General features: G+C 61.1%; 10 protein-coding genes. All 10 read left to right on the forward strand.

Going from position 1 to position 13,878, the window contains the following annotated elements; genetic code table 11:
* Positions 1–62: 62 nt before the first annotated feature.
* The 10 genes from tmk to BS627_RS05900 all read left to right on the forward strand — a co-directional run bounded on the left by tmk (position 63) and on the right by BS627_RS05900 (position 13,856).
* On the forward strand, positions 63–737 hold the full coding sequence (gene tmk, locus BS627_RS05855) for a dTMP kinase (protein WP_077982924.1): 675 nt from the start codon (positions 63–65) through the stop codon (positions 735–737).
* Positions 730–1,755, forward strand: a complete 1,026-nt coding sequence (locus BS627_RS05860) for a DNA polymerase III subunit delta' (RefSeq protein WP_077982294.1) — start codon at positions 730–732, stop codon at positions 1,753–1,755. The genes tmk and BS627_RS05860 overlap by 8 nt, the downstream gene beginning before the upstream one ends.
* A gap of 111 nt (positions 1,756–1,866) precedes the next feature.
* Entirely contained in the window at positions 1,867–3,417 is a 1,551-nt protein-coding gene (gene metG / locus BS627_RS05865) for a methionine--tRNA ligase (RefSeq protein ID WP_077982295.1), read from the forward strand.
* Positions 3,418–3,428: 11 nt separating this feature from the next.
* Positions 3,429–4,211, forward strand: a complete 783-nt coding sequence (locus BS627_RS05870; protein WP_077982925.1) for a TatD family hydrolase — start codon at positions 3,429–3,431, stop codon at positions 4,209–4,211.
* A gap of 2 nt (positions 4,212–4,213) precedes the next feature.
* Complete coding sequence (locus BS627_RS05875; RefSeq protein WP_077982296.1) at positions 4,214–5,038, forward strand: MBL fold metallo-hydrolase; 825 nt, start codon at positions 4,214–4,216, stop codon at positions 5,036–5,038.
* A gap of 21 nt (positions 5,039–5,059) precedes the next feature.
* Positions 5,060–6,841 carry a chloride channel protein gene (locus BS627_RS05880; RefSeq protein WP_077982297.1) on the forward strand — a complete coding sequence of 594 codons (1,782 nt, stop codon included), beginning with the start codon at positions 5,060–5,062 and terminating at the stop codon, positions 6,839–6,841.
* A gap of 488 nt (positions 6,842–7,329) precedes the next feature.
* Positions 7,330–8,631, forward strand: coding sequence for an MFS transporter (locus tag BS627_RS05885; RefSeq protein ID WP_077982298.1), 1,302 nt, complete (start codon positions 7,330–7,332; stop codon positions 8,629–8,631).
* A 265-nt stretch (positions 8,632–8,896) separates the two neighbouring features.
* Positions 8,897–9,976, forward strand: a complete 1,080-nt coding sequence (locus tag BS627_RS05890; RefSeq protein ID WP_165691143.1) for an efflux RND transporter periplasmic adaptor subunit — start codon at positions 8,897–8,899, stop codon at positions 9,974–9,976.
* Positions 9,973–13,098: an efflux RND transporter permease subunit gene (locus tag BS627_RS05895; protein ID WP_077982300.1), complete on the forward strand. Its 3,126-nt coding sequence runs from the start codon at positions 9,973–9,975 to the stop codon at positions 13,096–13,098. The genes BS627_RS05890 and BS627_RS05895 overlap by 4 nt, the downstream gene beginning before the upstream one ends.
* Complete coding sequence (locus tag BS627_RS05900; RefSeq protein ID WP_077982301.1) at positions 13,095–13,856, forward strand: 4'-phosphopantetheinyl transferase family protein; 762 nt, start codon at positions 13,095–13,097, stop codon at positions 13,854–13,856. Before BS627_RS05895 ends, BS627_RS05900 begins: the two co-directional genes overlap by 4 nt.
* Positions 13,857–13,878: the final 22 nt, after the last annotated feature.

Below are 13,878 nucleotides of genomic sequence, written 5' to 3' on the forward strand. Positions count from 1 at the left end.
TTCCGTTCGATGCTGTAAACAGGCATTTCAACATTGACGTGAATTCCTCGCAGGACGTGACATTGGCCGAAAAGACCGGATTGTTCATCAGCTTCGAAGGCGGCGAAGGCGCCGGCAAGTCGACGCAGATTCGCACGCTTGCCGAGGCGCTTCGCGGCCGTGGTTTCGAGGTGGTCGTGACGCGTGAGCCGGGCGGCTCGCCGGGTGCGGAGGCCGTTCGGCATGTTCTGCTCTCGGGTGCGGCAGAGTCCTTCGGGGTGCGCATGGAAGCAATCCTGTTTGCGGCGGCGCGCAACGACCATGTCGAAGAGGTCATTCGTCCGGCGCTTGCGCGCGGCGAGATCGTGCTCTGCGACCGCTTTCTTGATTCCTCGCGTGTCTATCAGGGCACGACCGGCAATCTGGAGCCTGATTTCATCGAGACGCTGCAACGGATAGCCATCGATGGCGTCGTGCCGGAGTTGACGCTGATCTTCGATATCGCCGCCGAAAAGGGGCTCGCCCGCGCCAGAAAACGGGCGGATGAGGGTGCTACGCCGGATCGGTTCGAAAAAGAGGAAATCGAGACCCACGAGAAGCGTCGTGAGGCCTATCTGGATATTGCGCTCGCCGAGCCGCGTCGTTGCCGGATCGTGAACGCCGACCAGCCGCAGGAAAAGGTGACAGAGGATGTCATGTCCTTTGTCGAGCCGTTGCTCGAGCGTGCGGGAAAAGCTGCGGACGCCGTGCATGAGTGAGGTTCAGGGCGTTCTCGACGGCGCGATTGCGCCGCAGCAGAACACGAGGCTTTTCGGGCACGAGGAGGCGGAGGCCTTTCTTGCGCAATCCTATCGCTCCGGCAAAGGCCATCACGCGATTCTGATCGAGGGACCGGAGGGGATCGGCAAGGCGACGCTCGCCTTTCGTTTCGCCAATCATGTGTTGACCCATCCCGATCCCGCATCCGCGCCGGATTTCCTTGCCGATCCCGATCCGCAATCACTGGTCAGCCGGCAGATCACCGCCGGCGCCTCGCACAATCTGCTGCATCTGACCCGTCCTGTGGACGAAAAGACGGGCCGTGTGAAATCCGCCATTACGGTGGACGAGGTGCGGCGGGCAGGGCACTTCTTTTCGCAGACATCCGGCACGGGCAACTGGCGCATCGTCATCATCGATCCTGCCGACGATCTTAACCGGAACGCCGCCAATGCCATCCTGAAAATACTGGAGGAGCCACCGAAGCGGGCGATGTTCCTGGTGCTTTCGCATGCACCGGGAAAATTGCTGCCGACCATCCGTTCGCGCTGCATGCCGCTCCGGCTCGTGCCGCTTTCCGATGCGGCGATGGTGCAAGCGCTCGATCAACTCGACATCAGCCCCGAAGGTGAGAAACGCGACGCTCTGCTTGCCGCCGCCAAGGGCAGCGTGGCGCAGGCGCTGAAACTGATGAATTATGGCGGTTCCGACATTGTCGAGGTCTTTGCCGAAGTGATGACTGCCGAAGGGCCGGGCGCGCGCAAGCGCATGCACAAGCTTGCCGAGGTTCTGGCGCAGAAAGATGGCGACATCGTTCTCGGATTCTTCATGGAGCATGTGACGGAAGAGCTGATGGCGCGAGCGCGGGCGGCGGCAATGGCGGGTGACCTTGCGGCGGCAGAAAAACATGCCCGGCTTTCCTCGACGCTTTCGGAGCGCATCACTGTGGCGCAGGCCTATAATCTCGACAAGAAGCAGATGGTGCTTTCCATTCTGGAAGATATTCGTTCGGTTTAGGCGCCGGGATATGAATCATACCCGAAATGGGGAAGTTGTTGTTTCGCTGCTGCGAACAATGGTTTAAGAGCGGTCTATCCAAAAAACAGCCTGTAAAGTCGATAGACCGTCATGACAGACAAGACACCGTTCTACATCACCACCGCGATCTCCTATCCCAACGGCAAGCCGCATATCGGCCATGCCTATGAATTGATTGCGACGGACGCCATGGCACGCTTTCAGCGCCTGGACGGAATGGATGTTTTCTTCCTGACCGGCACCGACGAACATGGCCAGAAGATGCAGCAGACGGCGCGGGCGGAAGGTATTTCGCCGGAAGATCTCGCCCAGCGCAACTCCGACCAGTTCCGCGAGATGGGCAAGCTGCTCAACGCCTCGAATGACGATTTCATCCGCACCACGGAAGAGCGTCACCACGGGACCTCGCGCAATATCTGGAACCTGATGGCCAATAGCGGCGACATCTACAAGGACAGCTATGCCGGCTGGTATTCCGTGCGCGACGAGGCCTATTACGCCGAGGACGAAACGGAAGTGCGCGCCGACGGTGTCCGCTACGGGCCGCAGGGCACACCGGTGGAATGGGTAGAAGAGGAAAGCTATTTCTTCAAGCTCTCCGAATATCAGGATAAACTCCTGAAGCTCTATGAGGAAAACCCTGACTTCATCGGTCCGGCCGAGCGTCGCAACGAAATCATTTCGTTCGTGAAATCCGGTCTTAAGGACCTGTCGATTTCCCGCACAACCTTCGATTGGGGCATCAAGGTCCCCAACGATCCGAAGCACGTCATGTATGTCTGGGTCGATGCGCTGACCAACTACATCACCGCGACCGGTTACATCGAGGATAAAAACGGCCCGCGTGCGAAATATTGGCCTGCCGACGTGCATATCATAGGCAAGGACATCATCCGTTTCCACGCGGTCTACTGGCCGGCCTTTCTGATGAGCGCCAAGCTGCCGCTGCCCAAGCGGGTCTATGCACATGGCTTCCTGCTCAACAAAGGCGAGAAGATGTCGAAGTCGCTCGGCAACGTCGTCGATCCGGCCAATCTGGTAAACCATTTCGGTCTCGATCAGGTCCGTTATTTCTTCCTGCGCGAAGTCTCCTTCGGCCAGGACGGCAGCTATAGCGAAGAGGGCATTGCCACCCGTATCAATGCCGATCTTGCCAATGGCATCGGCAATCTCGCCAGCCGTTCGCTGTCGATGATCGTCAAGAATTGCGACGGCCAGATCCCGACGCCCGGTGAGTTCACCGAAGAAGACAAGGCGATGCTTGGCTCCGCCGATGGGCTGCTTGAGATTTGCCGCGAGGAGATGGGTAAACAGCTCATCCACCGTGCGCTTGCGGCCATCATCGCCGTCGTCTCGGAAACCGACCGCTATTTCGCCTCGCAGGAGCCGTGGTCGCTGAAAAAAACCGACCCTGAGCGCATGGGCACCGTGCTTTACGTTACGGCGGAAGTGGTGCGCCAGATCGGCATTCTCCTGCAGCCTTTCATGCCGGAATCCTGCGAGAAGCTGCTCGATCTCGTCGCTGCGCCTGCCGATAAACGTGATTTCGCTGCTTTGGGCGCAGCTGGCCGTCTGGTTCCGGGCACGCCGCTGGAAGCACCGAAGCCGGTTTTCCCGCGTTATGTCGCGCCGGAAGCTTGAAGGCGACAACCATGCTGATCGATACCCATTGTCATCTGGATTTTCCCGATTTCGAGGCCGAGCGCGACGACATTATCGCCCGCGCCCATGCTTCTGGCGTCGCCCAGATGGTGACGATCTCGACCCGGGTGCGTCGGCTGCCGGAGCTTTTGAAGATCGCGGAAAAATATCCGTCGGTCTTCTGTTCGGTCGGTACGCATCCCAACAATGCCGACGAGGAACTGGATATTTCCGCCGACGAGCTTGTGCGGCTCGCGGAGAGCCACGACAAGATCGTGGCGATCGGTGAGGCGGGTCTGGATTATTTCTACGATACGCAGAAGCCGGAAGACCAGAAGACCGGCCTCATCCGCCACATCGAGGCCGCAAGACGAACGAAGCTGCCGCTCGTTATCCACAGCCGCAGCGCCGATGAGGACATGGCCGCTATTTTGCGCGAGGAAAGCGACAAGGGGGCGTTCCCCTTCATTCTGCACTGCTTCTCTGCCGGCCTTGAATTGGCGAGAACCGGCGTCGAACTTGGCGGTTATGTGTCCTTCTCCGGTATTCTGACCTTCCCGAAATCGCAGGATATCCGCGATATCGCCGCCGCCGTGCCGCTGGACAGGCTGCTGGTGGAAACGGATGCGCCTTATCTCGCGCCAAAGCGCTGGCGCGGGAAGCGCAACGAACCCTCCTATGTGGTCAACACGGCGGAGGTTCTGGCCGAGGTGCATGGCGTTTCCTTCGAGCGCATGGCCGAAATCACCACCGAAAACGCCTTCCGCTGCTTTTCCAAGATGACAAGGGTGTAGGCGTGGCAATCTACCGTCGTCGCTTCACGGTTCTCGGCTGCGCGTCATCGCCCGGCGTGCCGCGCATCAACGGCGACTGGGGCGCCTGCGATCCCGAGAACCCGAAGAACCGGCGCACGCGCACGGCCTTTATGGTGGAGCAGATCGGCCCGGATGGCGGCAGGACGACCGTCGTTATCGACACCGGCCCGGATTTTCGCGAGCAGATGATCGCCGCAAAGGTGGAAGCCGTCGATGCGGTGCTTTACACCCACGCCCATGCCGACCATCTGCACGGCATAGATGATCTGCGCATCTATTTCGCTCTCCAGAAACACCGCATCCCGATCTGGGCCGATCCCGTCACCATGGCGCGAATCCGCGACGGTTTTGCCTATTGCCTGGAGACGCCGGCGGGCAGCAGCTATCCACCGATCGTCAGGCCGCAGCTTATCGCCGATATCGACGAGCCTGTTATTATCGACGGGGCGGGCGGGCCGATCCCCTTCAAGGTGCATATGCAGCAGCATGGGGACGTGCATTCGCTTGGTTTTCGCATCGGCGACGTTGCCTATTGCACCGATGTCAGCGATTTTCCGGCGGAAAGCTTGCCCAAGCTTACCGGCCTCGACGTGCTCGTCATCGATGCCTTGCAGTATCGATATCACCCAAGCCATTTTTCGCTGGAACAGGCGCTCGGCTGGATCGAGGCATTCGCACCCAAACGGGCGATCTTGACCCACATGCACATCCCGCTCGATTATGAAACGGTGATGCGTGAAACGCCTGATCATGTTGAACCGGCTTATGATCAGATGCGTTTCGAAATCGAGATCGAAGCAGCCTGACGCCGCCTGAGAAGGAATAACATGTCGACCAAGCCTTTCCGTGCACCCAGTATGGCGAGCTTTTTCGACAATCTGCGCGCCAGCCGCCTGCGGGCGATGTTTCGGCGCGGTGAAGTGGGGCTGGTGCTTCTTGCCGTCTTGATCGGCATTGCAGCGGGCCTTCTGGTGGCGTTGATCGGCGCCCTGAGCACGGCGCTGCATGTTATGGTTTTCGGCGTCGAGCGGCTGAGCAGCAGCGATCTCTCCGGCCGTATCGTGCTCGCCGGGCCGATCGTCGGCGGCATCGTGCTCGGCATAATCATCTTCATTCTTTCGAAGACACGCAAAAAACCCATGATCGACCCCATCGAGGCGAATGCGCTGCATGGCGGTCGCCTGTCGCTAACGGACAGCATCATCGTGTGCGTGCAGAATATCGTCTCCAATGGTTTTGGCGCTTCTGTCGGGCTTGAGGCCGGCTACACGCAGATCGCCAGCGGCGTTGCCTCGAAGATCGGCATCAAGCTGAAACTGCGGCGAGGGGACATGCGTATTCTTGTCGGCTGTGGTGCGGCGGGCGCTATTGCTGCGGCCTTCAACGCGCCTCTGACCGGGGCGTTCTACGCCATCGAACTCATTATCGGCACCTATACCGTGGTGACGCTTGCGCCGCTCATCGTCGCGGCGCTGGTGGCGACGACGGTCATCGGAATTATCGGTGGCCATGGCATCTCGATCGATATTGTCGATGCCAGCCGTGTGACGCCGGCCGATTATGTGCCCGCCATCTTTCTCGGCGTCGTGTGTGCGGCCATTGGCATCGTGCTGATGCAGGCAGTGTCCTTCATCGAAGAAACTGCGCGTAAAAGCGCCATTCCGGGCTGGCTGCGTCCCACGATAGGCGGCGTGGCGGTGGGTGCTCTAGCGCTGATTTCACCGCAGGTACTGTCGAGCGGCCATGGCGCACTGCATCTCAACATCGATGCCGAACTGACGATATATGGGGTGGCCGGGCTGTTTTTGCTGAAGGCAGCGGCCAGCGCCATTTCCATCGGCTCGAACTTCCGCGGCGGCCTCTTTTTCGCGTCGCTGTTCATGGGCTCGCTGCTCGGCAAGATTTTCGCGCTTTGCGCACCCTATATCGGTTATGGATCGACCGCGCCCATCGTTTATGCCGTGATTGGCATGAGCGCCTTTGCCGCCGCCATCATCGGCGGCCCGCTGACAATGACGTTTCTGGCGCTGGAACTCACAGGCGACTTCCAGATCACGGCTCTGGTGCTTGCCGCCGTCATCACCACCTCGCTCGTGGTGCGCACCACCTTCGGTTATTCCTTCGCCACCTGGCGTTTTCACCTGCGGGGCGAGAGCATTCGCAGCGCCCACGATATCGGCTGGATCCGCGACCTGACGGTCGGCAAGATGATGCGCGCCGATATCCGCAAGGCCAATGTCAGCATGGGGCTTCCGGCCTTCAAGGAGAAGTTCCCGCTCGGCTCCACGCAACGGGTGATCATGACCCATGATGACGGGCGTTATGCCGGCATCGTCCTTGTCCCGGAAATCTACGCCGACCCGATGGATCGCGACCCCAGCAAAATCAGCCTCGAAACCTATCTGCATTACAAGAACGACGTGTTGCTGCCGACCATGAATGCCCGGCAAGCGGCGGCAGCCTTTGATGCGGCGGAGAGCGAAGCGCTGGTTGTCGTCAATGACAAGATCGAAAATCGTCCTGTCGGATTGCTCACCGAAAGCCATACGCTGAGGCGCTATAGCGAAGAACTGGACTTGAGACGTCGGGAGGCGTCTGGTGAGTTCTGATATTACATTATATTGCCTGCTTTAAATGTTGATATAATTATATTAGTTCTATCCATATTCACCTCAATTCTTCGCGGAAAAGAGGCTTTTCTCCTCGCAAGCACGCGTCGGCTGAATCCCTGTGACAAGCACGGAAATGAGGGTCGAGGACTGGCTCCGGCCCGGGGAGCCAATTTGTCGCGTATGGGCGCAGAAAAAGCTGCCCCAATGTCCAGTCTTCACCATCGCCTGACCTCGCCTGCACACGCGACCCCAAACGACATTTCCCGTCACCCTGTCATTTTTCTCGAGCCCCGCTTGACAAAAAAACATTCGTCGCAATAAATAGACTGACTACTTAATTAATGAAATGTACGGCTAAGATGAGCCGGGCAGGCGAGGTGTGAGGATCGTTCACACGGGTCCGCTCCGGGAACCTGTGCGACCGGATATTTACTGCCTTCATCCTTACCGGCAGCGCCGTGAGCCGATGAAACTTGGGGAGTGTTATGCCTTCAGACAGCAGCACGGTTGAGACGATGCCTCTTGCGACGTCTTGCGGCCAACTCGAAACGGTTTCCGCATCCGGGTTTCGCGGGCTCGGTCTTCCGCATCGCCGTGCGCCGCTTTATGGCGTCATTGTTGCCGGGGGGCTGTCGCTTTTCGGCAATGCGGTGGCGGCCGTTGCGCTGCCCTGGATCGTGCTGTCCCTGACCGGCAATGCCGCATGGACGGGGATAGCGGCGGCGGCGGGCATGATACCGCTGGTTATCGGCGCTTTCTGCGGCGGCCCCGTCGTCGACCGTTTCGGTTCGCGTATCGTTGCGGTAACCGCCGATCTCGCTAGCGCCCTGAGCGTCGCGGCCATTCCCTTTCTGATGATGACCGGGCAGATGGATATAGGCCTGCTACTCTGCCTGATCGTGGTCGGGGCGCTGCTCGACGGTCCGGGTATGATCGCCCATGATGCAAGGGTGCCGGAACTTGCTCGCATCGCCCGGATGCCGATCGAGCGGGTCACCTCGATAGATGAGTTGCTTGATAATGCGGCGATGATTTTCGGCCCGCCGGTCGCGGGGATCGCCATTGCCGCTTTCGGGATGGAATACGCCTTGATGATCACGGCGGCCTGTTCGCTGCTCGCTGCCGTGATCGGCGCGATCTGTTTGCCGCGTCATAGGCGCAAGTCCGTCGATGCGGATCGCGGCGATGCGACTTTTGCGGGTCTGCGCTTTCTGCTCACGGAGCCGATTCTGCGGCTTCTGCTCATCGTCGCCATGGTGATGCTGGCGGTTTTCGGGGCGCTCAACGCCGTTGTCCTGCCGGTGCTGTTCAAGGCCAGCGGAGCGGATGTCCTTAATCTCGGGCTGTTTCTCTCGGTTTCCGGGGCAGGGGCGGCTTTGTCGGCGGTGGTTTTCGCCATTCGCGGCCACTCCTGGAACGGCAGGGCCGTCCTGCTCGCAGGCATATCCGGCGCGACGCTCTCCATCGGCCTCGTCGCTTTCCTTCAGAGCGGTCCCTTGCTGCTCATCGCGGCGGCCCTGGTCGGTCTTTCCACCGGGGCGCTCGGCCCGCTCGCCAATGCGATATTTCTGAAACGCGCGCCGGCTGCAATCCGCGGCAGCGTGCTTGGAACCACGGCGGCGATTGCGATGACGGCGACGCCGCTTGCCGTGCTGATCGCCGGTTTCGGCCTTGAGGCCGCCGGCGCTGCCCGGTTCTTGTGGGGGCTCAGCGCCACGCTCTGTCTGCTGCTGCTCTGGGTTTTCCTCAACCCGGTCGCGCGCGCGCTGAAGAAATCGCCGCCATGATCGGGCCTCCACCTTTTTTGCGATGCAATCAAACCATCCGTGCGCCGCAGTTTTTGCCACACCCGATGTTCGAACCCGGACCCGTCCTGCCATGAACGACCTGAATTCCTCTTTCCCAAACCACCAGCCCACAAATCCTCGGCCATTGCTCGGAGAAACGACAGGACGACGGCCTTCCAGACGCCTGCTCTGGTGGACGCTGCTAGCCATTGGACTTGCAGGCGGTGCTACCTGGCTGATATCGCCGGTTGAGGAGGCGCCCGCCGTGAGTCAGACCATGACGCCCGTCAAGGTACGGCCGCATGTGTCCGTCGTCACCGCAGCGCCTTATGGTTTCAACGCCGGGCAGGATGTTGCCGGGCTTCTCGCCGCCCGCAACGATATTTCCATCGGTACGGCCGTCACTGGCCAGCGCATCGTCGAGGTTTTCGTCGATGTCGGCGATACGGTTGCGGCCGGGCAATTGCTGGCGCGGCTGGAAAGCAAGACACTCGCGGCCCAGGTTGAGCAGACAGAAGCAACCGTCGCCCGCGCCCGCGCCGCACTTGCCGAGGCCGAGGCGGCTGAGATAGAGGCGAGCGAGAATCTGCGCCGCGCCGAAGGGCTTTCCGGCTCCAGCGTCAGCAAGGAACAGCTTGGCCAGCGCCGCGCCGCCGCGGCCATGGCGCAGGCAAAGATCGAGGGCGCCCGTGCCGAACTGGCGGGTGCACAGGCGCAACTGACCCAGCACCTTCTCGAGCTGGAGCGGACCGAGATTCTTTCGCCGAAACCCGGCCTCATCACACAGCGCCATGCCCGTATCGGCGCGATGCCCGATGGTACGGAGCCGCTGTTTCGCCTGTTGCAGGATGGCGAACTGGAGTTTCTGGCCGAAGCGCCGGAACGGGTGCTGCCGTCCCTGCAGACCGGCCAATCCGTAGCGATCGCGGTCAATGGCGTCGGCCGCGCCATTCAGGGGACCATCCGGGTCGTCGAACCGGCGGTCAACACACAAAGCCGTCTCGGCATCGTGCGCATCGCCGTTCAACCGGCCGCCGATCTGAGGGCAGGTGCCTTCGCGCGCGGCAAGGTCGATCTCGGCGAGCGCCGCTTCCTCGTCTCCGTTCCTGAAGCAGCATTGCGGCTGCGCCGCGAAGGTGCGGCCCAGCTTGTGGTGGTCGATGGTGAGAACAAGGTGGCGCGCCGCGCCGTTCGTGTGGGGCAGGCGCAGAACGGCGTCGTTGAAATCCTTGAAGGGTTGAGCGCGGGCGAGCGCGTCGTGGAAAGCGCCAGCGCCTTCCTGCGCGACGGCGATGAGATCGTCGGCATCAGCGAAATTGCACAGAAAGAGGAGGGGCGCCGATGACCAATATTTCCTCATGGGCCATCCGCCGTCCCATCCCCACCATCGTTCTTTTCCTGCTTCTGACGCTTATCGGCATCCAGTCCTTCATGAAGCTGCCGGTCAACGCCAATCCGCGCGTCGATTTTCCGATTGTCACGGTCTCCATCGTTCAGGCGGGCGCGGCCCCGGCTGAGCTTGAAACGCAGGTCACGCGGCGGGTCGAAGGTGCGATTTCGGGCCTTGCCGGCATAAGGCATATCCAGTCGACCATCGGCGACGGCCTTTCCACCACGACGGTGGAATTCCAGCTCGGCATCGATACGGCCCGCGCCACCAACGATGTGCGTCAGGCCGTCTCGCAGATCCGCTCCGAAATGCCGCGCGATATCGAGGAACCGACAATCGCCAGCCTCGATGTCGAGGGTGGCGCGATCCTTTATTTTGCGGTTCGCGCCCCGCAAATGTCGCCCGTCGATCTCTCCTGGTTCGTTGACGAGGCCATCGGCCGCGAATTGCTGACGACCAAGGGCGTGCAGCGGGTGCAGCGCATTGGCGGCGTCAGCCGTGAAATTACCGTCCAGCTCGATCCAGACCAACTCACCGCTTTCGGCATCAATGCCGAGGATATCAACAATCAGGTTCAGGCCTTCAACACCAATGTGCCCGGCGGCAGAAGCCGGCTCAACGAGAAGGAACAGTCGATCCGCGCCGTCGGCGGCGCGATCAGCGCCGGCGAGCTGGCGGAGCGGCCGATCAGCCTGCCGAACGGCCAATGGACGACGCTCGCCACGCTCGGAAAGGTGACGGATGGCGCGGCTGAGCCGCGTGAACTGTCACGCCTCGACGGTGAGCAGGTGGTCGGCTTTTCGGTGTTCCGCGCCAAGGGGTCGAGCGACACGGCAGTCGAAGACGTCGTCAATGCCACGATTGCCCGGTTGGTCGCCATCTATCCCGGCGTCGAGATCGACCGGGTGCTTTCGACCGTCGATTATACCCGGGCGAGTTATCAGGTTGCCATGGAGACACTGATCGAAGGTGCTGCGCTGACCGTCGTCGTTGTCTTCCTCTTCCTGCGCGACTGGCGGGCGACGCTGATTGCGGCCGTGGCCATGCCGCTTTCGATCCTGCCCACCTTCACGGTGATGTTGTGGTTCGATTTCACTCTCAACAGCATCACCCTCCTGGCGCTGACGTTGGTGATCGGCATTCTCGTGGATGATGCGATTGTTGAGGTGGAAAATATCGACCGGCATCTGCATATGGGCAAGCGGCCGTTTCAGGCATCCATCGATGCGGCCGATCAGATCGGTTTTGCGGTTCTCGCCATCACCGCCACCATCGTCGCGGTGTTTCTGCCGGTCAGCTTCATCGGCGGCGTCATTGGCCAATATTTCAAGCAGTTCGGCCTGACCGTGTCGGTTGCCGTGCTCGCCAGCATGCTGGTGGCGCGTCTCGTGACGCCGCTGATGGCCGCCTATATTCTCGTACCGAAGGCGGTGAAGCACGAAGAACGCGGTGCGCCGAAGTCCCGCATGGGCCGGGGTTACGTAGCGCTTCTGGAACTTGCGCTTCGCCATCGGCTGAAAACCTGCGGCATCGGCGTTCTGGTGCTCGTCGGTTCCTTTCTGCTGGTGCCGCTTCTGCCCTCAGGCTTCCTGCCGAGCGACGACCGCAGCCTGTCGCGTATTCTGATCGAGCTGCCGCCGGATTCGACGCTGCGCGATACCGACAGTGCCGTGCAGTCGATAACGACGGCGCTCCGGGAAATGCCGGAGGTTAAAAGCGTCTTCGCCTCCATCGGCAGGACGGATGACGGCCCCGACGTTGCCCGCGCCTCCCTGCTGGTCAATCTCGTGCCGGCCTCCGAGCGTACGCTTTCCCAGCGTCAGTTCGAGCTTGGTGCAGCAGACCTGATTGCTCGCACACCCAATATCCGCTTCGCTTTCCAGAATGAAAATGCGGCGCGCGATATTTCCGTCATCCTCGTCGGCGACGAGCCGGAGAAGCTGGCCACTGCGGCTCTTGCCGTGGAAACCGGCATGCGCGGCATCGAGGGAATTGCCAATGTGCAGACCGCCGAACCCCTGCCGCGGGCGGAATTGCAGGTCAGGCCGCGTTTTGACGAGGCGGCTCGGCTTGGCGTTTCCACGCAATCCATCGCCGCCGTCACGCGTATTGCCACGACTGGCGATACGGACGCCAATTCCGCCAAGTTCAATATCGGCGACCGGCAGGTGCCGATCCGCGTGATGATCGACCGGCGCGCGCAGAGCAACCTCGATACGCTCGGCATGCTCAGGGTGTCGGTGGCGAATGGCAGCCTGCCGCTGTTATCGGTGGCCGATCTTTCGGTCTCGGAAGGCCCGGGGCAGCTCAACCGCTTCGACCGCATGCGCCGGGTGACCGTCAGCGCCGATCTCGCGGGCATTCCGCTTGGCGTCGCGCTGGAGCGCATCAATGCGCTCGACGCCGTGACCTCGCTTCCGGCCGGCGTGCGGCAGGTGCAATATGGCGATGCCGAATATATCGGTGAGATGTTCCAGAGTTTCAGCGCCGCCATGCTGTTCGGCCTCATGATGGTGCTGGCCGTGCTGATCGTTCTCTTCAAGGATTTTCTTCAGCCGATCACCATCCTCGTGGCATTGCCGCTTTCGGTGGGCGGCGCAATTGTCGGTCTGCTGCTTTATGGCGGCGCGCTCGATCTGCCGGCGGTCATCGGCTTGCTGATGCTGATGGGCATTGTCACCAAGAACTCCATTCTGCTGGTGGAATTCGCCATCGAGAAGCGCAAGGGCGGGCTCAGCCGCCAACGGGCGCTGGTGGAATCCGGCGTCGAGCGCGCCCGTCCGATCATCATGACCACGCTTGCCATGGTTGCTGGCATGATGCCGGCAGCGCTGGGGGTGGGGGCGGATGCCGGTTTCCGCGCGCCCATGGCGATTGCCGTGATCGGCGGCCTCATTACGTCCACCCTGCTGAGCCTCGTCTTCGTGCCCGTCGTCTTCACCTATATGGACGATCTGCGCGGCTGGCTCAGCCGCAGGCTGCAACGTCTCACCTCCGTGACCGCCGCAGACCGGGCAGCGGCGGAGCGCCGGATAGCCGCTGGCGAGGCTGAAACTGCGCAGGGGCACGGAAGATGACAGACGCTCCGGTCTCAGGCCTGACGGCGACCGCCATACACGAGCATATCGCCGCCGCCGGGCGATCCGAGGGGTTTCTGTCCGGCCCGGTTTTTCTTGATACCGGATCGGAAGACGTCATCGCGCTCGAGGTGCAATATCACCTGCCATTCTACCGGATGGCCCTGTTCGACCGGCTGGACGTGGCGATGCCGAAACTGCTGGCGGAAGCGGTTCCCAAGCGGCAGGCGGAGTTTCTCGCGGGCCGTTTTCTGGGGCAGGCGGCGCTCACGCTTTTCGGGCATGACCCTCAGCCGATCGGCATCGGCAACAGGCGCGAGCCGGTATGGCCTTCAGGCATAAGCGGCTCGATCAGCCATTCCCACGGCATCTGCGTGTGCATGGTAACGCAGGAGCACGATGTCAGGGTCGGTGTCGATATAGAAAAGATTGAGCCAGGGGCGGTAACGGAGATCATCCTGAAGCGCGCCCTGGCACCGCTGGAGCGTAGGCTGATTGCCGAACTGGAAGAATGTGACGCAAGCATACTGCCTTTTCTGGTGTTTTCCGCCAAGGAGACGCTGTTCAAGGCGCTTTATCCGGTGGTTGGACGCCATTTCGATTTCCAGGCGGCGCGTCTTTTCGAAAAACCCGGTCGCGATGAACTGCGGCTGGAACTGACGCGCCCGCTACATCGCTCACTTCCGGCGGGACGCCGTTTTTCCATACGCTTTTCGGTGGCGGGCGGTTTTGTCCGCACCTGGCTTGTTTGTCGTTAAACCCATATTTCAGGGAGATATA

Origin of the sequence: Agrobacterium salinitolerans (assembly GCF_002008225.1) — a bacterium.
Classification (GTDB): domain Bacteria; phylum Pseudomonadota; class Alphaproteobacteria; order Rhizobiales; family Rhizobiaceae; genus Agrobacterium; species Agrobacterium salinitolerans.

Excerpts from the sequence above, each read along its gene's own strand:
- metG (WP_077982295.1), top strand. The coding sequence starts at position 1,867 with ATGACAGACAAGACACCGTTCTACATCACCACCGCGATCTCCTATCCC.
- BS627_RS05880 (WP_077982297.1), top strand. The coding sequence starts at position 5,060 with ATGTCGACCAAGCCTTTCCGTGCACCCAGTATGGCGAGCTTTTTCGAC.
- BS627_RS05900 (WP_077982301.1), top strand. The coding sequence starts at position 13,095 with ATGACAGACGCTCCGGTCTCAGGCCTGACGGCGACCGCCATACACGAG.
- BS627_RS05895 (WP_077982300.1), top strand. The coding sequence starts at position 9,973 with ATGACCAATATTTCCTCATGGGCCATCCGCCGTCCCATCCCCACCATC.
- BS627_RS05860 (WP_077982294.1), top strand. The coding sequence starts at position 730 with ATGAGTGAGGTTCAGGGCGTTCTCGACGGCGCGATTGCGCCGCAGCAG.
- BS627_RS05870 (WP_077982925.1), top strand. The coding sequence starts at position 3,429 with ATGCTGATCGATACCCATTGTCATCTGGATTTTCCCGATTTCGAGGCC.
- BS627_RS05885 (WP_077982298.1), top strand. The coding sequence starts at position 7,330 with ATGCCTTCAGACAGCAGCACGGTTGAGACGATGCCTCTTGCGACGTCT.